Source organism: Pseudomonas silesiensis (genome assembly GCF_001661075.1).
GTDB lineage: Bacteria > Pseudomonadota > Gammaproteobacteria > Pseudomonadales > Pseudomonadaceae > Aquipseudomonas > Aquipseudomonas silesiensis.
In genome coordinates this window covers 381,703-404,442 of record NZ_CP014870.1, presented here as the reverse complement: position 1 = coordinate 404,442, position 22,740 = coordinate 381,703, and the positions used below count along the sequence as shown (strand labels likewise).

At 60.3% G+C, this 22,740-nt stretch carries 9 protein-coding genes and 1 pseudogene; 6 read left to right on the top strand and 4 right to left on the bottom strand.

Annotated elements, in window-relative coordinates; all coding sequences use genetic code 11:
- Nucleotides 1-22: 22 nt before the first annotated feature.
- Nucleotides 23-2,962, bottom strand: a complete 2,940-nt coding sequence (glnE, locus tag PMA3_RS01775; protein ID WP_064675558.1) for a bifunctional [glutamate--ammonia ligase]-adenylyl-L-tyrosine phosphorylase/[glutamate--ammonia-ligase] adenylyltransferase — start codon at nt 2,960-2,962, stop codon at nt 23-25.
- 383 nt (nt 2,963-3,345) lie between these two features.
- On the opposite strand from glnE, the gene aceE reads away from it, so the two are divergent.
- From aceE to msrA, 5 genes are all read left to right on the top strand, one after another.
- Complete coding sequence (aceE, locus tag PMA3_RS01770; protein WP_064675557.1) at nt 3,346-5,991, top strand: pyruvate dehydrogenase (acetyl-transferring), homodimeric type; 2,646 nt, start codon at nt 3,346-3,348, stop codon at nt 5,989-5,991.
- A gap of 11 nt (nt 5,992-6,002) precedes the next feature.
- Nucleotides 6,003-7,964 carry a dihydrolipoyllysine-residue acetyltransferase gene (aceF, locus tag PMA3_RS01765; RefSeq protein WP_064675556.1) on the top strand — a complete coding sequence of 654 codons (1,962 nt, stop codon included), beginning with the start codon at nt 6,003-6,005 and terminating at the stop codon, nt 7,962-7,964.
- Between the two features lie 269 nt (nt 7,965-8,233).
- Complete coding sequence (locus tag PMA3_RS01760) at nt 8,234-9,628, top strand: alkaline phosphatase D family protein (RefSeq protein WP_064675555.1); 1,395 nt, start codon at nt 8,234-8,236, stop codon at nt 9,626-9,628.
- Nucleotides 9,629-9,850: 222 nt separating this feature from the next.
- The gene (locus tag PMA3_RS01755) at nt 9,851-12,544 is read left to right on the top strand and encodes a putative bifunctional diguanylate cyclase/phosphodiesterase (RefSeq protein ID WP_064675554.1); all 2,694 of its coding nucleotides are present in this window, start codon (nt 9,851-9,853) and stop codon (nt 12,542-12,544) included.
- Between the two features lie 187 nt (nt 12,545-12,731).
- Nucleotides 12,732-13,379 carry a peptide-methionine (S)-S-oxide reductase MsrA gene (gene msrA, locus PMA3_RS01750; RefSeq protein WP_064675553.1) on the top strand — a complete coding sequence of 216 codons (648 nt, stop codon included), beginning with the start codon at nt 12,732-12,734 and terminating at the stop codon, nt 13,377-13,379.
- 141 nt (nt 13,380-13,520) lie between these two features.
- Here the strand turns inward: msrA and PMA3_RS01745 are convergent, their stop codons facing one another.
- The 3 genes and pseudogenes from PMA3_RS01745 to putP all read right to left on the bottom strand — a co-directional run bounded on the left by PMA3_RS01745 (nt 13,521) and on the right by putP (nt 18,280).
- Nucleotides 13,521-14,360 carry a 23S rRNA (adenine(2030)-N(6))-methyltransferase RlmJ gene (locus PMA3_RS01745; protein WP_064675552.1) on the bottom strand — a complete coding sequence of 280 codons (840 nt, stop codon included), beginning with the start codon at nt 14,358-14,360 and terminating at the stop codon, nt 13,521-13,523.
- 210 nt (nt 14,361-14,570) lie between these two features.
- Nucleotides 14,571-16,466, bottom strand: a pseudogene (locus PMA3_RS01740) (RHS repeat-associated core domain-containing protein); the annotation flags it as partial.
- Between the two features lie 329 nt (nt 16,467-16,795).
- Nucleotides 16,796-18,280, bottom strand: a complete 1,485-nt coding sequence (gene putP, locus PMA3_RS01735; RefSeq protein WP_064675551.1) for a sodium/proline symporter PutP — start codon at nt 18,278-18,280, stop codon at nt 16,796-16,798.
- Nucleotides 18,281-18,743: 463 nt separating this feature from the next.
- Between putP and putA the strand changes: the two genes are divergently transcribed.
- Nucleotides 18,744-22,694 (top strand): trifunctional transcriptional regulator/proline dehydrogenase/L-glutamate gamma-semialdehyde dehydrogenase, encoded by a 3,951-nt coding sequence (gene putA / locus PMA3_RS01730; RefSeq protein ID WP_064675550.1) that lies wholly within the window; start codon nt 18,744-18,746, stop codon nt 22,692-22,694.
- The last annotated feature ends 46 nt before the right edge of the window (nt 22,695-22,740 follow it).

Below are 22,740 nucleotides of genomic sequence, written 5' to 3'. Positions count from 1 at the left end.
CATATGCCTCCCCGCTCGAGAATCAGCTTAACCCTAGCTCACGCCAGATCCGCAGTACCTGCCGTCGTTCGTCCGCGAACTGGTCGCCGGGTATCACGCCGGGGTCCTTCTGCAAGGCCTGCCGGTGGGCGGCGGAACGGTAGGCTTTATAGGCCTCACGCAACAGGCTGGCGTCTTCGGCGGGCATCAGCCCTTCCTCCTCCAGCCCCTCCAGAATGCGGATGTTGTCGGTCCAGCGCAGCAATGACGGATGCGTTTGCGACCACGCCAGAGCCGCGTATTGCACCATAAATTCAATATCGACGATACCTCCGGCGTCTTGCTTGAGATCGAATGGCGCCGTGGCCTCGAAGGCGTTTGCCCCGGTGCCTGCCGCGGTGCTCTTGCTGCCGAGGTTATCGCGCATCTTGGCGCGCATCTCGCTGACCTCTTGACGCAAGGTTGCCAGGTCTCGTGATTTGCCCAACACCGCGGCACGCACTTTTTCGAACGCCCGGCCGACATCCTCACTGCCCACCAGTACCCGCGCCCGCACCAATGCCTGATGCTCCCAGGTCCAGGCTTCGATTTCCTGATAACGGGCAAACGCCCCCAGGGAACTGACCAGCAACCCGGAGGCACCGGACGGACGCAGGCGCATGTCCACTTCGTAAAGCTGACCGGAGTTGGTCTGGGTCGTCAGCAAGTGAATGATCCGTTGCCCGAGCCGAGTGAAGAACTGGGCGCCATCGATAGGCTTGGGTCCGTCGGTTTCCGCCTGCGGATCGCCGTCGTGGATGAACACCAGGTCCAGGTCCGAACCATGCCCCAATTCCAGCCCACCGACTTTCCCGTAACCGACAATGACGAATCCGGGATCGCACAGGGTGCCGTCGGTGCGCAACGGCGTGCCGTACTTGGCCACGGTCTGGCGCCAGGCCAGGGCCAGTACCTGTTCGAGAATCGCTTCGGCCAGCCAGGTCAGGTAATCGCTGACTTTCATCAACGGCAGGCTCCCGGCGATTTCCGAGGCCGCCACTCGCAAGCGGTGCGCCAGTTTGAAATGCCGCAGGGCCTCCATCTGCTGTTCGAGGTCGTCCTCGGGAATCCGTGTCAGGCGCTCGCGCAACTCGGCGGCCAGTTCCGGCGCCAAGGGCGGCTTGAACAGTCGGCCTTCGTTGAGCAGTTCATCGAGCAGCAGCGGGAAGCGCGTGATTTGTTCGGCTATCCACGGGCTCGCGGCGCACAGGGTCAGCAAGCGTCTTAGTGCGCCGGGGTTTTCGGTCAGCAACACCAGGTACGCAGAACGGCGGGCCACGGCTTCGACCAATGGCAGCACCCGCTCCAGCACCAGATCGGGATTGGCGTGTTCCACGGCTTGCGCCAGCAAGCGCGGAATGAAGGCATCGAGGCGTTCACGTCCCAGGCGCTGCATGGCACGCAACTGCGGGCTGCCGCGCAGGCCGGCCAAGGCTTTCAGCGCCTTGGTAGCATCGGTGAACCCGCCCTCTTCCAATTGGCGGCAGGCCGCTTCTTCGTTCTGGGCTTCTTCCCACAGCGGCAACCATTCACCGCCGACCACCACTTCGTTTTCACTGCCTTGTTCTTCGTCGGGGTCGGCGATCACCTGGCCGAAGTGCCACGCTACCCGGCCGCGCCAATACATGAGCTGCTCGTGGAAAGCGGCCCAATCGTCGAAACCCAACATAAAGGCAATGCGCGCCTGGTCCCGAGCGCCGTCCGGCAGCATCTGGGTCTGGCGGTCGGCAATCGCCTGGATGGCGTGCTCGGTGTAGCGCAGGAATTCATAGCCTTCGCGCAGTTCGCTCACCACCGCCGGCGGCAGGTAACCCTGACCTTCCAGCGTGCTCAGCACTTTCAATAGAGGACGTTGTTGCAGGCTCAGGTCGCGACCACCGTGGATCAGCTGGAAGGCCTGGGCGATGAACTCCACTTCACGGATGCCGCCGGAGCCCAGCTTGATGTTGTCGGCCATGCCCTTGCGCCGGACTTCCTGCTGGATCAGCTGCTTCATGGTGCGCAGCGCCTCGATGGCCGAAAAGTCCAGATAACGCCGGTAAACGAACGGCCGCAACAGGTCGAGCAACTGCGCGCCGGCCACTTGATCGCCAGCCACCACCCGCGCCTTGATCATGGCGTAGCGCTCCCAGTCGCGGCCCTGATCCTGGTAATACTGCTCCAGCGCATTGAAGCTCAGCACCAGTGCGCCTGCCGAACCGTAGGGCCGCAGGCGCATGTCGACACGGAACACGAAGCCGTCGACAGTCATCGGGTCCAGCGCCTTGATCAGACGCTGGCCAAGCCGAATGAAAAATTCCTGGTTATCCAGCGAGCGCTTCACACCGACGGTTTCTCCACCCTCGGGGTACGCGAAAATCAGGTCGATGTCCGACGACAGGTTGAGCTCCACCGCGCCGAGCTTGCCCATGCCAAGGATGACCATCTGTTGCGGTTCGCCACTGCGCCGGCCGGTGGGCACGCCGAATTGCTGGCTATGTCGCGAGTACAACCACTGATAGGCCTGATCGATGCTGGCATCGGCCATGTCCGAGAGGTCGCGGCAGGTCTGGACCAGATCGGCCTGACGGGTCAGGTCGCGCCAGATGATCCGAACCTGGTGGCGATTGCGCAGGCGGCGCAGGACGCGGCCGAGCTCATCGTCGGTCTGGACCGCGCTCACCGTTGCCGCAATCTGCCCGCACAACTCACCGGGCGCATAACTGCGGTCCAGTTCCCCGGACTGCACCAGCTCCAGCAACATGGAAGGGTCGCGCGCAGTTTGTTCGATCACGAAGTCGCTGGCGGCGGTGACGCGGGCGAATTGGGCCCAGCGTTCAGGTGTCCAGCCAGACAGCCCCTGGTCGTTGTCCAGCGCGGCGGCGGCCGTACGCAACGACTGCTCGGCCCGGGAGACAAGCGGCAGAAGGACGGCGGGCAGTTCGGCAAGCAAAGGGAGGCTCATGGTCTATCCTTGATCGGCGTGTAGAGGGCTGCATGTAGTGATTCGCGAGAATGCACTACCTGATCGACTGTCGAACAAAGGTTAGAAATAGCTGAATTTTCTTTATTTTTGGCAGACAGCATCAAGCTTTCACCTTTTCCGGTTGGCAAAAGACCAACCTTAACGATTATTCTCACAACGCAGCTGGAGGCCACAAGCCGCTCATCTGTAGTTTTACTACTCGTATATACATTCGAAAGGCTGAAATGCCCGATGATTTGTAGTAAAACTACACGCCGCCGGAACAACCTCTCGGCAATCCAAGAATTTATATCGTCTGCCCACAAGGCCAGTCGCAAACTCAGGCAACCGATTCTGGAAGCCTTTCCGCCCTGGAGCAAGCCATGCAAGACCTCGATCCCGTCGAAACCCAGGAATGGCTGGACGCCCTGGAATCGGTTCTCGACAAAGAAGGCGAAGACCGCGCTCACTATCTGATGACCCGTATGGGTGAACTCGCGACCCGCAGCGGTTCGCAGTTGCCTTACGCCATCACCACGCCGTACCGCAACACCATCCCCGTTACCCACGAAGCACGCATGCCTGGCGACCTGTTCATGGAACGCCGCATTCGCTCGTTGGTACGCTGGAACGCGATGGCCATGGTAATGCGTACGAACCTGAAAGATTCTGACCTGGGTGGTCACATCTCCAGCTTCGCTTCCAGTGCGACCCTGTATGACATCGGCTTCAACTACTTCTTCCAGGCCCCGACCGACGAGCACGGCGGCGACCTGATCTACTTCCAGGGCCACACCTCGCCAGGCGTTTACGCCCGTGCGTTCATGGAAGGCCGCATCACCGAAGACCAGATGAACAACTTCCGCCAGGAAGTCGACGGTCAGGGCCTGTCGTCCTACCCGCACCCATGGCTGATGCCTGACTTCTGGCAGTTCCCGACCGTCTCCATGGGTCTGGGCCCGATCCAGGCGATCTACCAGGCGCGCTTCATGAAGTACCTGGAAGCCCGTGGCTTCATTCCTGAAGGCAAGCAGAAAGTCTGGTGCTTCCTGGGCGACGGCGAGTGCGACGAGCCGGAATCCCTGGGCGCGATCTCGCTGGCTGGCCGCGAGAAGCTCGACAACCTGATCTTCGTCATCAACTGCAACCTGCAGCGCCTCGACGGCCCGGTTCGCGGCAACGGCAAGATCATCCAGGAACTCGAAGGCGTGTTCCGCGGTGCTCAGTGGAACGTGACCAAAGTCATCTGGGGCCGTTTCTGGGACCCGCTGCTGGCCAAAGACGTCGACGGCATCCTGCAACGTCGCATGGACGAAGTCATCGACGGCGAGTACCAGAACTACAAAGCCAAAGACGGCGCGTTCGTGCGTGAACACTTCTTCAACTCGCCAGAACTCAAGGCGATGGTTGCAGACCTGTCCGACGACGAGATCTGGAAACTCAACCGTGGCGGCCACGACCCGTACAAGGTCTACGCGGCATACCACGAAGCGGTCAACCACAAAGAACAACCGACCGTCATCCTGGCCAAGACCATCAAGGGTTATGGCACCGGTGCCGGCGAAGCGAAAAACACTGCGCACAACACCAAGAAAGTCGATGTCGACAGCCTGAAGTTGTTCCGTGATCGCTTCGACATTCCGGTCAAGGACGAAGAGCTGGAAAACCTGCCGTTCTTCAAGCCAGAGCCAAACAGCGCCGAAGCCCGCTATCTGAGCGAGCGCCGCACTGCACTGGGCGGTTTCGTGCCACAGCGCCGCGCCAAAAGCTTCGACATCCCGACGCCACCGCTGGATACCCTCAAGGCAATCCTGGACGGCTCGGGCGACCGTGAAATCTCTACCACCATGGCCTTCGTGCGGATCCTCGCGCAACTGGTCAAGGACAAGGAAATCGGTTCGCGTATCGTGCCGATCATCCCGGACGAAGCCCGTACCTTCGGTATGGAAGGCATGTTCCGTCAGTTGGGCATCTACTCCTCCGTCGGCCAGCTCTACGAGCCAGTCGATAAAGACCAGGTGATGTTCTACAAGGAAGACAAGAAGGGCCAGATCCTCGAAGAAGGCATCAACGAAGCGGGCGCCATGAGCTCCTTCATCGCTGCCGGTACTTCGTACTCCAGCCACAACCAGCCAATGCTGCCGTTCTACATCTTCTACTCGATGTTCGGCTTCCAGCGTATCGGCGACCTTGCCTGGGCTGCCGGCGACAGCCGTACCCGTGGCTTCCTGATCGGCGGTACCGCAGGCCGGACCACGTTGAACGGCGAAGGCCTGCAACACGAAGACGGTCACAGCCACATCCTGGCTGCCACCATCCCGAACTGCCGCACCTTTGATCCAACCTACGGCTACGAGCTGGCGGTGATCATCCAGGACGGCATGAAGAAGATGACCGAACAGCAGCAGGACGTTTTCTACTACATCACCGTGATGAACGAGTCCTACCAGCAGCCAGCCATGCCGGCCGGTGTCGAGGAAGGCATCATCAAGGGCATGTACCTGCTCGAGGAAGACACCCGCGAAGCGGCGCACCACGTTCAGCTGATGGGCTCCGGCACCATCCTGCGTGAAGTCCGTGAAGCGGCGAAGATTCTGCGTGAACAGTTCAACGTCGGCGCTGACGTCTGGAGCGTTACCAGCTTCAACGAACTGCGTCGCGATGGTCTGGCCGTTGAGCGCACCAACCGTCTGCACCCGGGCCAGAAGCCTAAGCTCAGCTATGTGGAAGAGTGCCTGAACGGCCGTAAAGGTCCGGTCATCGCCTCTACCGACTACATGAAGCTGTTCGCTGAGCAAATTCGTCAGTGGGTCCCGTCCAAGGAATTCAAAGTCCTGGGCACCGACGGTTTCGGCCGCAGTGACAGCCGCAAGAAGCTGCGTCACTTCTTCGAAGTCGACCGTCATTTCGTGGTGTTGGCAGCCCTGGAAGCCTTGGCTGACCGTGGTGATATCGAACCCAAGGTGGTGTCTGAAGCCATCGCCAAGTTCGGGATCAACCCGGAAAAACGCAACCCACTGGACTGCTGAGGAGACACTCTGTGAGCGAACTCATTCGCGTACCTGACATCGGCAGCGGTGAAGGTGAAGTAATTGAACTGTTTGTGAAGGTCGGCGACCGTATCGAAGCCGAGCAGAGCATCCTGACACTTGAGTCGGACAAGGCGAGCATGGAAGTGCCTGCGCCCAAGGCCGGCATCGTCAAAAGCCTGAAAGTGAAGCTGGGCGATCGCCTGAAAGAAGGCGACGAACTGCTGGAGCTGGAAGTCGAAGGTGCCGCTGCGGCTGCCCCTGCGGCTGCCGCTGCGCCAGCGCCCAAGGCTGAAGAGAAACCGGCTGCCGCTCCAGCGCCGGCAGCTCCTGCCGCGGCCCCTGCTGCCGCTTCGGTTCAGCAAGTGCACGTGCCGGACATCGGTTCGTCGGGCAAAGCCCAGATCATCGAGATCCAGGTCAAGGTCGGCGACACCGTCGAGGCTGATCAGTCGCTGATCACCCTGGAATCCGACAAGGCGAGCATGGAAATTCCATCGCCTGCCGCTGGCGTGGTCAAGGCCATCAGCGTCAAGCTCAACGACGAAGTCGGCACTGGCGATCTGATTCTGGATCTGGAAGTGGCAGGTGCTGCGGCACCGGCTGCCGCCGCTCCAGCTCAGGCTGCTGCGCCTGCTGCCGCTGCCGCTGCTCCTGCGCCAGCCGCTGCCGCTGCACCGGTTGCCGACAGCGTTCAGGACATTCATGTCCCGGACATCGGTTCGTCGGGCAAGGCCAAGATCATCGAAGTCCTGGTCAAGGCCGGCGACACCGTTGAAGCCGACCAGTCGCTGATCACCCTGGAATCCGACAAGGCGAGCATGGAAATTCCATCGCCTGCCGCTGGCGTGGTGGAAAGCGTTTCCATCAAGCTGGACGACGAAGTCGGTACCGGCGACCTGATCCTGAAGCTGAAAGTCAAAGGCGCGGCACCGGCTGCTGCCCCGGCTCCGGCCGCTGCGGCACCGAGCGCTGCTGCTACTGCTCCAGCCGCCGCAGCCCCTGCTGCTCCGGCAGCGGCGGCACCTGCTGCGGCACCGGCCAAGCCGGGCGCCAAGGTTCACGCAGGCCCGGCTGTACGCCAACTGGCTCGTGAGTTCGGCGTCGAACTGGACGCCGTCGGCGCCAGCGGTCCGCACGGTCGCATCCTCAAGGAAGACGTGCAGGTTTACGTCAAGGCCATGATGCAGAAGGCCAAGCAAGCACCGGCCGCTGCTCCTGGCGCAACCGGCGGCGCGGGTATCCCGCCGATTCCGGTCGTGGACTTCAGCCGTTTCGGCGAAATCGAAGAAGTGCCGATGACTCGCCTGATGCAAATCGGCGCGTCGAGCCTGCACCGCAGCTGGCTGAACATTCCGCACGTGACTCAGTTCGATTTGGCTGATATCACCGAGCTGGAAGCGTTCCGTGTCGCTCAGAAAGCCGTTGCGGAAAAGGCCGGCGTCAAGCTGACCATCCTGCCGCTGCTGCTCAAGTCCTGCGCGCACATGCTCAAGGAACTGCCGGACTTCAACAGTTCGCTGGCGCCAAGCGGCAAGGCGATCATCCGCAAGAAGTACGTAAACATCGGCTTCGCCGTCGACACCCCTGATGGCCTGCTGGTACCGGTCATCAAGAACGTCGACCAGAAGAGCCTGTTGCAACTGGCAGCCGAAGCCGCCGTGCTGGCCGCCAAAGCCCGCGACAAGAAGCTCACCGCTGACGACATGCAAGGCGCCTGCTTCACCATTTCCAGCCTCGGCCACATTGGCGGCACCGGCTTCACGCCGATCGTCAACGCGCCGGAAGTGGCGATCCTCGGTGTTTCCAAGGCAACCATCCAGCCAGTCTGGGACGGCAAAGCCTTCCAGCCGAAACTGATGCTGCCGCTGTCGCTGTCCTACGATCACCGTGTGATCAACGGCGCCGCTGCAGCACGCTTCACCCAGCGTTTGAGCGCCCTGCTGGCGGACATCCGCACCATCCTGCTGTAACACCGACCGGCCCTCCTTCACCGGAGGGCCGGTTGCGTTCCACGCTTTCCGAGCGCCACACGCTCGTACCTCAACCCCGCCCATTTGGCGGGGCTTTTTTTGCCTGACGTTTTTACTTCCTACAGTTGTGGCTGATACCGCCCACAACTCCAGTCCATTTTTACCCAGTATTTTTTAGGGTCCAATCAATAGTCTTATTGATACGAATCTAACTATGCGCGCCGACATCAATACTTGATTGATAAGCGCAATACTGAATGGACTCTAATATGTTCAAACCAACGGTCGGCCCGATTATTGGCCACACGACGATTAACCACGCGCGTATTTTTGTGCGTGGCAAGTTCCAGATGAACACCCGGGCATTTGCTGGCATCCGATATCGACGACGGGGGGACCCTCGTTGGCTGGATAGCGTTTTTACCAAACTCGAATCCGTACGCGACATGTCCCAGGTCATTGTCCTCAACGATCTCGTTGCCAACACTGAATACGAATACCAGGCGGGCTGGTTCCACCTTGCAAGCCCGGCGCATACCCTGGAGACAGTCACGGACCTGCCTCTGCAATGGCCCCAGGACATTTACCGCTTTCGCACGCCTTCCGATGAAGCGACCCGACCACGCGCCTATATCTTCGGCTCCTGCCGATACCTGCAGTTGACTGGCGGGGTACCGATATTGCCGCACCTCAGCGACCGGATTTTCGCCGCGATCACAACGCTTGCAGAGCAGAGTGATCCTCCTGTCAGCGCACTGTTGATGACCGGCGACCAGGTTTATCTGGATGACCTGAACGCGATTGCTCCCGACCGCGAGCTTAATCAAATGCTCGTTAGATACCGCACTGCTTTTTCCCAACCCAACATCAGCAAACTGATGTCCACTATCCCCACCTACATGATTCTTGATGATCATGAAATAGAGGACAACTGGCCGGCCAAAAGAAAGCCTGATGACGACTACCTGTATAACAATGCAATGCTCGCTTACGAGTTATATCAAGCCAGCCACAGCCCGACTCACCAACTGCTCGATAACGGCCAGATCAATCCGGCATCGGACCGATATTGGTATCAGTTTTGCGAAGGAGATATCGAATGGTTCGTCATAGATTGCCGCACCCGGCGCAATCTCGCAGCCAATGACCGACGCATGATTGATCAAGAGCAGGAACTGGCACTGTGCGAATGGCTGATCAACAGCACGGCCCGGGTCAAGTTCGTGGTCACCAGCGTAATGTTGTACCCCGACCTGGTCAAAGACGGCGATGATGGCTGGAAAGGGTTTCCCGAGCAACGACTGCGCCTGCTGGAGACCATTCGCAAGCATCGTCTCAGGAACGTCTTTATCGTCTCCGGCGACGTGCATGGCTCGCTGGTCAGCCGAATGACCCACAGCGAGGACCCGACATTCGAGATTCACACCCTGGTGTCATCGCCACTGAGCAACAGCAAAATGCTGCCCTATGCCAGGATTTCCAGCTTCATTCTCGATCAGCCATTGGCCAAAACCGAATCGGGGGAGTATCGCCATGAACTGGTCGGCGAGGTGGTCAGTCAGGACAACTTTGCCCATCTGGTGATTGATAGTGCAAAAATTTGCATCAGTTATCACGGCAGGACGGGCAACCTGTTGCAGAGAATTGAAATTCCATTGCGCTGAAAACTCCCGGGACGCAGCCTGCAGGGCTGCGATCCTTTCGGGCCGGAACACTACTTTTGTACCGCCACTGCAGAATTCCTGGTGCCTGCCGACATATTCTTATAGCACTTGGCTTTCATCTCTCTTGTCAGTCGGTGTCGCAATGATGCAACCTTGCGTCACGCAACAGAAAAGAGGGCGCGAGCCCGGCGCGAACAGCACCTTCGAAGCGAGTCTCCCCTCATGAAAAGCCAGCCCGATGCCGCCAGCCGTATGGTGGCCGAGGTAGTGACGCAGTTGCCTGTGCCCTCGCGGCTGGGCATGCTGCGTTTCGAACGGCTGAATGAACCGAGCTGGGCGCTGTTGTTTCTCGATCCCAATTGCGAACGACAGTTTGGTCAACCGGCCACGGAGCTTTGTGCCCTGGTCGACTCACCCTACGCCAGCCTGATGGAGCCCGAAGCGCGTTATCAACTGCACGACGCGATTCAATTGCAACTCAGCAACAGCCCGCATTACCTGGTGCGCTACACCCTGCACACTGCCAATGGCTCCCTGAACCTGCTCGAGCTGGGCGAAGCCTACCGACAGCACAATCGACACCTGCTGCGCGGCTACCTGATGGTCGCGGACAGATTATTCGCGGACCAACAACGGCTACCGACGCTGGACCTGGAAACCCAGAACTCGCGCCTGCAGATCGCTCTTGAGCTCAATCAGCGCGCCCAGCAGGACCAACTCCTGCACCTGGAGCGGGTGCGCGCCCAGCAAGACCTGATTCTACTGCTGACCCGCCAACGCTACAGCACCAGCAACTCGCTGCATGAAGCGGCGCAACTGATCACCCGCAGCGCCTGCGACATCTACGAAATCGACTGCGCCAGCCTGTGGAACCTCGAAGGTTCGCGACTCTCGCCCATCTCGGCCTATCACCGCGCCACCCAGGACTATCAACTGCCGGAGTCGATCGACGCCAGTGACTTCCCCGACTACATGGAAGCCCTGCATAGCAGCCGCGCCATTGACGCCCACAACGCCATGCGCGACCCGCGCACCCGGGTAATGGCCGAAAGCCTGCGCCCACGGGATGTCAATGCCATGCTCGACGCCAGTATCCGTGTCGATGGCCAGGTAGTCGGCGTGCTCTGCCTTGAACAGATCGGCACCACCCGCGCCTGGCAGTCGGATGAAATCGCCTTTGCCGGCGAGCTGGCGGATCAGTTCGCCCAGGTCATCAGCAATCACAAGCGCCGCACCGCCACCAGCGCTTTGCACCTGTTCCAGCGTGCAGTGGAACAAAGCGCCAACGCCTTCCTGCTGGTCAATTGCGATGGCGTGGTGGAGTACGTCAACCCGAGCTTCACGGCGATCACTCAATACACCACCGATGAAGTCCACGGCCAACGGCTGTCGGAACTGCCGGCACTGGCAAACCTCAGCGAACTGCTGTTTGACGCGCCCTCGGCGCTGACCATGAGCAACAGCTGGCAGGGCGAATTCAAAAGCCGGCGCAAAAACCTCGAACCCTACTGGGGCCAGTTGTCGATTTCCAAAGTCTACGGTGACAACCGCGAGCTGACCCATTACATCGGCATCTACGAAGACATCACCCAGACCAAGCTTGCCCAGCAGCGCATCGAGCGCCTGGCCTACACCGACAACCTGACCAACCTCGGCAACCGCCCGGCGTTCATCCGCAACCTCGATGAACGCTTTGCCAGAGACCGCGATACGCCGATCAGCCTGTTGCTGGTGGACATCGACAACTTCAAGCGGATCAACGACAGCCTTGGCCATCAAACCGGTGACAAGTTGCTGATCAGCCTGGCCCGGCGGCTGCGCAACAGCCTGAGCCCGAGCGGCAGCCTGGCGCGCTTTGCCAGCAACGAATTCGCAGTGCTGCTGGACAACACCGATATCTCGGTTGGCCAGCAAGTCGCCAACCAGTTGCTGGCGACCCTCGACAAACCGATGTTCGTCGACAACCAATTGATCAGCGTCACCGGCTCCGTGGGCCTGGCCTGCGCGCCGCTGCATGGGCGCGACCCGCAGACCCTGATGCGCAACGCCGGCCTGGCGCTGCACAAGGCCAAGGCCAACGGCAAACATCAGGTTCATGTGTTCACCGAAGCGTTGAACGCCGAGGCCAGCTACAAGCTGTTCGTCGAGAACAACCTGCGCCGCGCCCTGACCCAGAATGAACTGGATGTGTTTTATCAGCCCAAGCTCTGCCTGCGCAGCGGTCGCCTGCTGGGGATGGAAGCCTTGCTGCGCTGGAACCATCCGGAAAAAGGCATGATCCGCCCGGACCAGTTCATCAGCGTCGCCGAAGAAACCGGCCTGATCATTCCGATCGGCAAATGGGTCGCCCGCCAGGCCTGCCGCATGAGCAAAGACCTGACGGCCGCTGGCCTGGGCAATCTTCAGGTGGCGATCAACCTGTCGCCCAAACAGTTCTCCGATCCGGACCTGGTGGCGTCGATCGCCAGCATCCTCAAGGAAGAAGCATTGCCGGCGAACCTGCTGGAGCTTGAATTGACGGAGGGCCTGCTGCTGGAAGCCACCGAAGACACCCACTTACAGCTCGACCAACTCAAGCGCCTGGGCCTGACCCTGGCCATGGACGACTTCGGGACCGGTTACTCGTCGCTCAGTTACTTGAAAAAATTCCCGATCGACATCATCAAGATCGACCGCAGCTTCATCCACGAAATCCCCGACAACCAGGACGACATGGAAATCACCTCCGCGGTGATCGCCATGGCCCACAACCTGAAACTCAAGGTCGTGGCTGAAGGCATCGAGACGGCCGAGCAGCTTGCGTTTTTGAGGCGCCACCGTTGCGACGTCGGCCAGGGCTACCTGTTCGACCGACCGATTCCGGGCAGCGAGCTGATCGAAAAACTCAAACGGTACCCGCGTGGCCCGATCGCCTGACAGCACACCACATTTCCCTGTGGGAGCGAGCTTGCTCGCGATGGCGGTGTGTCAGTAACGTTGATCCTGACTGATACACCGCCATCGCGAGCAAGCTCGCTCCCACAGGGTTAGTGCGTAACCGGACGGTATTGGGCAAACTGCGTGTCTGGCTATTTATATCCCAACCTGACTGAGAGGACTGATAATGGTTCTGCGCTCGGAAATTCTGGTAAACAAAAACGTGCTCCCTACCAAAGAACAAGCTCTGCCTGGCCGTGAAACGCCAATGTCCCTGCCGGAAAAACATTTCGTCCACGACGCCCCGCTGCTGGGCCCGTTTGCCATGGACGTGGATTTCGCAATCTTCGGCCTGGGCTGCTTCTGGGGTGCGGAACGCAAGTTCTGGCAGCGTGAAGGGGTGGTCAGTACGGTGGTGGGTTATGCCGGCGGCTTTACACCGAACCCGACCTATGAAGAAGTCTGCTCCGGCCTGACCGGCCACAGCGAAGTGGTACTGGTGGTCTACGAGCCGGCGAAAGTCAGCTACGACGAGCTGCTGAAGATGTTCTGGGAACTGCACAACCCGACCCAGGGCATGCGTCAGGGCAACGACATCGGCACCCAGTACCGCTCGGTCATCTACGCCACCAACCCAGACCAGCTGGCTGCTGCCAAACACAGCGAGCAGGTGTTCCAGGCCGAACTGACCAAGGCTGGCAAAGGCACCATCACCACCGAAATCGACGAAGCCCCGACGGTCTACTTCGCCGAGGCGTATCACCAGCAGTATCTGGCCAAGAATCCTGAAGGCTACTGCGGGATCGGCGGTACAGGCGTGACTTGCCCGATCTGATTTTTCAGACCCTAAAAGCATCGCGGGCAAGCCCGCTCCCACAGGATCTATGTCTGGCCACTCTCTCGTGATAGACATAAATCCCTGTGGGAGCGGGCTTGCCCCCGATGGCGTCCGATCAGACGCCACTAATGCAACAGATCAACTTTCAGCAATCAACCAATCCATCTGCCACCCACCCTGCGTCTGCCCAAGCTTCTTGGACAACCACGGCAACAACTCACGCAACTCCTCTTCCAGCCCCCACGGCGGATTGGCAATCGCCAACCCCGAGCCATTGAGACTGTTCGGCGTATCCAGCGGATGCACCAGCAACTCCACCCGCAACAACTTCGGTGCGCCGGTCCCCGCCAGGTCCTGATAAAAACGCCGCAACAGGCGCTGGTCCTTCACCGGATACCAGATCGCCGCCACGGTCTGGCGCATCCGGCCGATCGCCTCTTTCAACGACGCCGCACAGCGCTGCATCTCATCGAGCTGCTCGAACGGCGGATCGATCAACATCACCGCGCGTTTCTCCGGCACCGGCAACATTGCCCGCGGCACATGCCAGCCTTCGCCCAGATGCACCTTCACCCGACGATCGCCTTTCATGTTGTCCTTGAGCAACACACCATCCTCGGGGTGCTTCTCGTTGAGCAACACCCGGTCCTGCGGCCGCGTCAGACGCCGCGCCAACTCCGGCGACCCCGGGTAATAGCGCAACTGGCCATCCGGGTTCATCTCGTGCAGCACCTGCATGTAATCGGCGGTCAATGCCGGCAGATCCGGCTGATCCCACAACCGCGCGATGCCTTCCAGGTACTCACCGGTTCGACTGGCCTGATCGCCCTGCAGGTCATACAGGCCAATGCCGGCGTGGGTGTCGAGATAGGCAAACGGCTGCTCCTTGCGCGACATCAAGGCGATGAGGCGGGTCAAGGTCAGGTGTTTGAACACATCGGCGTGATTGCCGGCATGGAAGGCGTGACGATAATTCATGGCTGCTCCTGCGAAGGGCGGCAAGTTTACCTTGTACCGGGCTGGACGTCAGGGGTTCGCAGCCGAGCGGGGGGATGCGACAACAACCGCCGAGCACATCCACCGCCTCGCAGACGGTCAAATACTTCCTTTTGACCTCGCTCCACTCCCGCGCTCGGAAACGTCCGATACCATCGCCCGGAGATTCCACCGCCCCTTCGCTGCAGGCCATGGCTGGCAGGCCACCCCCAATGGATCGATCCAACCCGTCGGATTCGGCGCGTACCGGTACGGGTTCAAACCACCTTCAAGGTTGAGCGGGTTGGGCGTCAGGTAGCGTCCCGTCTCCGGGTTGTAGTAGCGATGCCGGCTGTAATGCAGACCACTCTCGGCATCGAAGTAATGCCCCTGGAAACGCAAGGGTTGGTCGAACCGATCGCCCCTTGCCAACGCCAGGTGGGTGATTTTGCCGAAGGCATCGTACCTGGCCGACCAGATAATTTCGCCAGCGCAACTCGTCAGCTCATGCGGCGTCCCGAGGTGATCGAGCTGGTAGTAAAACGCGCAGGCCTGGTACGGCCCTTTGCCGTCGAGCAAGGCCAACGGGCGGAAGCTGCCGGGTTCGTAAAGGTAGCTACGGTAATGATTGTGGCTACGTTCGGCGACGAGATGGTCACCCTGCCAGAAGAACTCGGTGATTTTGCCGTCGACGGTTTTGCCGATGCGACGACCGAGAGCATCGTAGCGGTAGCTGGCGCTGCGGCCATCCGGGAGCGTGATGCCGATCAGCCTGTGCTGACAGTCGTAATGGTATTCGGTGACGATTTTTTGCCCGATGCCACGGCGTTCACAGATGAGGTTGCCGAAGGCGTCGTAGTCGTAATGGCTATCGCCATGCATGAGCAGGCGGTTGCCTTTGAAAGTGGCCGGACCTTGTCGATCCTGCATCAGAAGGTTATCGGCAGGGTCATGGACGAAGCGTTGCGCCGGGTCGCCTCGGGTGTGGCGCACCCGGACCAGACGATTGCGCGCGTCGTAGTAATAGCTGCGTTGCCCATGACGGCTGTCGGCGATCGAGGCGAGGTTGCCGTTGACGGTGTAGCAGTAGTGACGCATGTACAGGGGGCGGGTTGGCAGGTTGACCGCGTGGGCTTGCAATCGACCCAGCTCGTCGTAGTGGTAGTGACTGGTCAATTGACCTTGCTGGCGCTGCTGTTCACGCCCGAAGACGAATTCGTGGGTGGTGAGCCGTGCGCCGTTGAGGTCGATGGCTATCAGCGAACCGCCCTTGGCGTGTCGGTAATCGATTTGGCTGTTGTCAGGCAGGCGCAGGTGATTGAGCTGACCGCAGGCGTCGTAGCCATAACGCAGTGTGCCCCGGCCTTGGCGCTCGCAGATCAGGCGGCCCTGCTGGTCATACTCCAGCTCAAGCGAATGAGCCTGACCGTCATCGATGCAGACCAGTCGGCCGCAGTCATCGTAGCGATAACCGACCTTATTGCCGTCGGGCAGGGTCTTGACCAGCACCTGCCCTGCTGCGTTGCGCTGATAGCGGGTGATCAAATCCACGCCGTCATCGCCGAACTCGGTTTTTTCCAGAAGGAGACCATTGGGGTCATGGAGGTACGCAGTGCGACGACCGTCGAACCCGGTTTCCTGGCGGATCAGACCGCTGGCCGTGTACTCCAGCCGATACTGTTCGCCGGATTCATTTTCGATTGCCGTGAGCAACCGCTGTGCTGTGTCGTAGCGATAACGCAGCTGCGTGCCGTCGGGATTGATCCGGCGACTGATGAGTTGGCAGTCGGCTGCGTATTTGTAGCGCGTGACGTGGCCGAGCTCATCGCGCTCGGCGGTGATCCTGCCATTGGCGTCATAACTGAACTCACGACTGGCACCGTGGGCAAGCGTCGTCTGAAGCAGACGGCCGTCGGCGTCCCATCGGTAACGGGTGATGGCACCGTGCTCATCCTGCCGGCTTACCCGCCGCCCCAACGCATCGTAGGTAAAACGCCGCTGACCACCGTCCGGCAGCGTTTCTTCGAGCAATTGGGCCGGACCATTCCAAACAAACACATGCTGACTGTTGTCCGGATAGCGGATCGACAGCAATCGACCATTTTCATCAAGGCGATAGTCGCTGCCAGGGCTGTCGGGCTCGGGCGCATCGGCGAGGTCGAGGCTGTCGAACGCTGACGTGAAAGGCAGTTGATTAGCAGGAACGAACATCCGATGTGTCTCTGCAAAGTGAAGTCGGGTGATTCTGCATGAGCGACAAGGGGTGTTGAGGAGCCGCCAGGAAATTCAGATTTATCCTGCTTTTTTAGGGCACCTTCCTACAACAAACGGGACAATTGGCTACAGACATTTCTCTGCGCAATAAAAAACGGCCCGCCTCCAACAGGAAACGGGCCGTTTTCTTGTTTCTGAACGGTCAGAGCCTCAGCTCATACCGATCACTTGTTCAGGCGGAAATCTGCCTCGGCAGCCGCGAAGCGCGAAAGCATGCCGGCAGTCGGCGCGCCCAGCTTGCTGACGATGTAGATCGCCAGGCTGGCGAAGATGAAGCCCGGGATGATCTCGTACAGACCCAGCACCTCGAAGTGTTTCCACACGATCACGGTGATCGCGCCGACCAGGATACCGGCCAGTGCGCCGTTGCGGGTCATGTCTTTCCAGATCACGGAGATCAGGACAACAGGGCCGAACGCGGCACCGAAACCGGCCCAGGCGTAGCTGACCAGACCCAATACGCGGTTTTCCGGGTTGGAGGCCAACGCGATGGCGACCAGGGCAACCAGCAGCACCATGGCGCGACCGACCCAGACCAGTTCAACTTGGGAAGCGGTTTTACGCAGGAAGGTTTTGTAGAAGTCTTCGGTCAGGGCGCTCGAGCACACCAGCAGCTGGCAGCTCAGGGTACTCATCACCGCCGCCAGAATGGCCGACAGCAGTACACCGGCGATCCACGGGTTGAACAGGATTTTCGCCAGTTCGATGAACACGCGTTCGTGGTTTTCGGTCACGGGACCGGCCAAGTCAGGATTCGCCGAGAAGTAAGCGATACCAAAGAAGCCTACCGCCACGGTGCCGCCCAGGCACAGGATCATCCAGGTCATGGAGATACGGCGAGCGTTGGCGATCGACTTGACCGAATCCGCCGCCATGAAGCGCGCGAGGATGTGCGGCTGGCCGAAGTAGCCCAGGCCCCAGCCCATCAGCGAGATGATGCCGATGAAGGTGGTGTTTTTCAGCATGTCGAAGTTGCTTGGATCTTGTGCTTCGATCGCCAGGAACGTGGTGTCGACGCCGCCAGTGGCCAACAGCACGATGATCGGCGTCAGCAACAGGGCGAAGATCATCAGCGTGGCTTGTACGGTGTCAGTCCAGCTCACTGCCAGGAAACCACCGACGAAGGTGTAGGCAATCGTCGCCGCAGCACCGGCCCACAGCGCCGTCTCGTAGGACATGCCGAAGGTGCTTTCGAACAGACGGGCGCCGGCCACGATGCCGGAAGCGCAGTAGATGGTGAAGAACACCAGGATCACGACCGCGGAGATGATCCGCAGCAGGCCGCTTTTGTCTTCGAAACGGCTGGAGAAGTAATCCGGCAGGGTCAGTGCATCGCCGTTGTGCTCGGTTTGCACGCGCAGACGACCGGCAACGAACAGCCAGTTCAGGTAAGCACCGATGATCAGGCCGATGGCGATCCAGCTTTCGGACAGACCGGACATGTAGATGGCGCCCGGCAGGCCCATCAACAACCAGCCGCTCATGTCGGAGGCGCCGGCGGACAATGCCGTCACGACACTGCCCAGGCTACGACCGCCCAGAATGTAGTCGGAAAGGTTATTGGTGGAGCGATAGGCCATGAAGCCGATCAGCACCATTGCTGCGATGTAGATCACGAACGTGATCAGGGTTGGATTGCTAACGCTCATTTAAGTGACGCCCTGGCTTTGTTTTTATGTAGCGGCGGCTGGTGAACCGCACGCAAACGATGACGTTCGACAGACGATTCCGGATCCCGCGCATTTATGACTGATGTTTCCCCAGGAAAGCCATCAGCCGGTACACCTGCCTTTTATGGCCGGTTGCACCTTGGGCGCGAATGCTATTCAACAAAGCAAATAAGGTGCAACCAGTTTCTCGAGAATAAGTTGCACCTAGTCGGATTTATCGACAAAAGCCCTGTTTTTGCGCCCTTTTAGGGCAGTCGAAGCTCATTACTAGAAGTAAATGCACCAAACAGGAAAGGCCCCGGCGAATCGGAATTAATTTCCTGACGAGCTGCGAAACATTCCGACAAAAAAAGGGTTGCACCCGGTTGCACCTCGTCAGTTGCGCAGCTAATCTTGCCGCCAGCTGATGCCACGCGGTCGTGGCAAACATGAGGATAAAAATATGGCTACCACCACCCTTGGGGTCAAACTTGACGACCCGACCCGCGAGCGCCTCAAGGCCGCCGCGACCTCGATTGACCGCACACCGCACTGGTTGATCAAGCAGGCGATATTCAATTACCTGGAAAAACTCGAGGGTGGTGCAACCCTGACCGAGCTGAACGGTTTGACCAAGGATTCCGACGAAGCCGTCGACGTACCGCTGGATCACGCCCATCAGTGCTTCCTTGAGTTTGCCGAAAGCATCCTGCCGCAATCGGTGCTGCGCGCGTCGATTACCGCCGCCTACCGTCGCCCGGAACCCGAAGTGGTGCCGATGCTGATCGAACAGGCTCGCCTGCCGGCGGCGATGGCCGAAGCCACCAACAAACTCGCCGCCTCGATTGCCGAGAAATTGCGCAATCAGAAGAGCGCCGGCGGCCGTGCCGGTATTGTTCAGGGCTTGTTGCAAGAGTTTTCCCTGTCGTCCCAGGAAGGCGTGGCGCTGATGTGCCTGGCCGAAGCGCTGCTGCGCATCCCGGACAAAGGCACCCGCGACGCGCTGATCCGCGACAAGATCAGCACCGGCAACTGGCACCCGCACCTGGGCAACAGCCCGTCGCTGTTCGTCAACGCCGCCACCTGGGGCTTGCTGCTGACCGGCAAACTGGTCGCCACCCACAACGAAGCCGGCCTGACTTCGTCCTTGAGCCGCATCATCGGCAAGAGCGGCGAGCCGATGATCCGCAAGGGCGTCGACATGGCCATGCGCCTGATGGGCGAGCAGTTCGTCACCGGCGAAACCATCGCCGAAGCCCTGGCCAACGCCAGCAAGTTCGAAGCCAAGGGCTTCCGCTATTCCTACGACATGCTGGGTGAAGCCGCACTCACCGAACATGACGCCCAGAAGTACCTGGCCTCGTACGAACAAGCCATCCACTCGATCGGCAAAGCCTCCCACGGTCGTGGGATTTATGAAGGCCCGGGCATTTCCATCAAGCTGTCGGCCCTGCACCCGCGTTACAGCCGCGCCCAGTACGAGCGCGTGATGGAAGAGCTGTACCCGCGCCTGCTGTCGCTGACCCTGCTGGCCAAGCAATACGACATCGGCCTGAACATCGACGCCGAAGAAGCCGACCGCCTCGAGCTGTCGCTGGATCTGCTGGAACGCCTGTGCTTCGAGCCGCAACTGACCGGCTGGAACGGTATCGGTTTCGTTATCCAGGCTTACCAGAAGCGTTGCCCTTACGTGATCGACTACGTGATCGACCTGGCTCGTCGCAGCCGTCATCGCTTGATGATCCGCCTGGTGAAAGGCGCCTACTGGGACAGCGAGATCAAGCGCGCCCAGGTCGAAGGCCTGGAAGGCTATCCGGTCTACACCCGCAAGGTGTACACCGACGTGTCCTACATTGCCTGCGCCCGCAAACTGCTCTCGGTACCGGAAGTCATCTACCCGCAGTTCGCCACGCACAACGCCCACACCCTGTCGGCCATTTACCACATTGCCGGTCAGAACTATTACCCCGGCCAGTACGAGTTCCAGTGCCTGCACGGCATGGGTGAACCGCTGTACGAACAGGTCGTAGGCAAGGTTTCCGAAGGCAAGCTGAACCGTCCGTGCCGTGTGTACGCACCGGTTGGCACCCACGAAACACTGCTGGCTTACCTGGTCCGTCGCCTGCTGGAAAACGGCGCGAACACCTCGTTCGTCAACCGCATCGCCGACCAGTCCATTTCGATTCAGGAGCTGGTGGCCGATCCAGTGGCCAGCATCGAGCAGATGGCGACGCTGGAAGGCGGCTTCGGCCTGCCGCACCCGCGTATCCCGCTGCCGCGTGATCTTTATGGTGCCGAGCGCGCCAACTCCAGCGGCATCGACATGGCCAACGAACATCGTCTGGCTTCCCTGTCCTGCGCCCTGCTGGCCACCGCTCACAACCACTGGAAAGCCGCACCGATGCTCGGTTGCGCGTCCAGCACTGAAACCCCTGCGCCTGTCTTGAACCCATCCGATCTGCGCGACGTGGTCGGCCATGTCCAGGAAGCCACCGTCGACGACGTCGACAACGCGATCCAGTGCGCCCTGAACGCTGCGCCGATCTGGCAGGCCACCCCGCCCGCCGAACGCGCCGCGATCCTGGAACGTGCCGCCGATTTGATGGAAGGCGAGATCCAGCCGCTGATGGGCCTGCTGGCCCGCGAAGCCGGCAAGACCTTCGCCAACGCCATCGCCGAAGTGCGCGAAGCCGTGGACTTCCTGCGTTATTACGCGGTGCAGGCACGCAACGACTTCAGCAACGACGCCCACCGCCCATTGGGTCCGGTGGTCTGCATCAGCCCGTGGAACTTCCCGCTGGCGATCTTCAGCGGCCAGGTCGCTGCGGCCTTGGCTGCCGGTAACCCGGTGCTGGCCAAGCCTGCAGAACAGACTCCGCTGGTGGCGGCTCAAGCCGTGCGCTTGATGCTCGAAGCCGGGATTCCGGAAGGCGTGCTGCAACTGTTGCCGGGCCGTGGCGAAACCGTTGGCGCCCGTCTGGTCGGCGACGATCGGGTCAAAGGCGTGATGTTCACCGGTTCCACCGAAGTCGCTCGCTTGCTGCAACGCAACGTCGCCGGTCGCCTGGATGCTCAAGGCCGTCCGATTCCGCTGATCGCCGAAACCGGCGGCCAGAATGCGATGATCGTCGACTCTTCGGCGCTGACCGAACAAGTAGTGATCGACGTGGTGTCGTCGGCCTTCGACAGCGCTGGTCAACGTTGCTCGGCGCTGCGGGTCCTGTGCCTGCAGGAAGATTCCGCTGACCGCGTCATCGAAATGCTCAAGGGTGCCATGGCTGAATGCCGTCTCGGCAACCCGGAGCGCTTGTCCGTGGACATCGGCCCGGTGATCGACGCCGAAGCCAAGGCAGGCATCGACAAGCACATCCAGGGCATGCGCGACAAAGGTCGCAGCGTGTACCAGGTGGCTATCGCCAATACCGACGAAGTCAAGCGCGGCACCTTCGTGATGCCAACCTTGATCGAACTGGAAAGCTTCGACGAGCTGCAACGGGAGATCTTCGGCCCGGTGCTGCACGTGGTTCGCTACAAGCGCAAAGACATCGACCAGTTGATCGCTCAGATCAACGCTTCCGGCTACGGCCTGACGCTGGGCGTGCACACCCGGATCGACGAAACGATCGCCAAGGTGATCGACAACGTCAACGCCGGTAACGTCTACGTGAACCGCAACATCGTGGGTGCCGTGGTCGGCGTGCAACCGTTCGGCGGCGAAGGTTTGTCGGGCACTGGCCCGAAAGCCGGTGGCCCGCTGTACCTGTACCGCCTGCTGTCGACACGTCCTACCGATGCGATCGAACAATCCTTCGCTCGCGGTGACGCAATCACGGCACCGGATGTTCGTCTGCGCGATGCCATGAGCAAACCGCTGACAGCCCTGAAGGCCTGGGCCGATAAACACAAGCTCGCCGACCTGAGCACCCTGTGCGTGCAGTTCGCAGCGCAATCGCAAAGCGGGATCACGCGTGTCCTGGCAGGACCGACCGGCGAACGCAACAGCTATGCCATCCTGCCGCGTGAACACGTGCTGTGCCTGGCGGACGTCGAAGGCGATCTGCTGACCCAACTCGCCGCGGTATTGGCGGTGGGCGGTTCGGCAGTGTGGCCGGAAGCTGAGTTGACCAAGGCAGTGTTCGCCCGTCTGCCGAAAGACGTTCAGGCACGCATCAAGCTGGTTGCCGACTGGAACAAGGATGAAGTGGTGTTTGATGCGGTGTTGCATCATGGCCATTCCGATCAGCTGCGTGCGGTGTGCCAGCAAGTGGCCAAGCGCGCTGGTGCCATTGTTGGTGTCCATGGTCTATCGCAAGGCGAAACCGGCATTGCGTTGGAGCGCCTGGTGATCGAGCGGGCGTTGAGCGTTAACACGGCTGCGGCGGGTGGTAACGCCAGCTTGATGACGATCGGCTAAACCGCAACTACCCTGTGGGAGCGAGCTTGCTCGCGATGACGGTGGC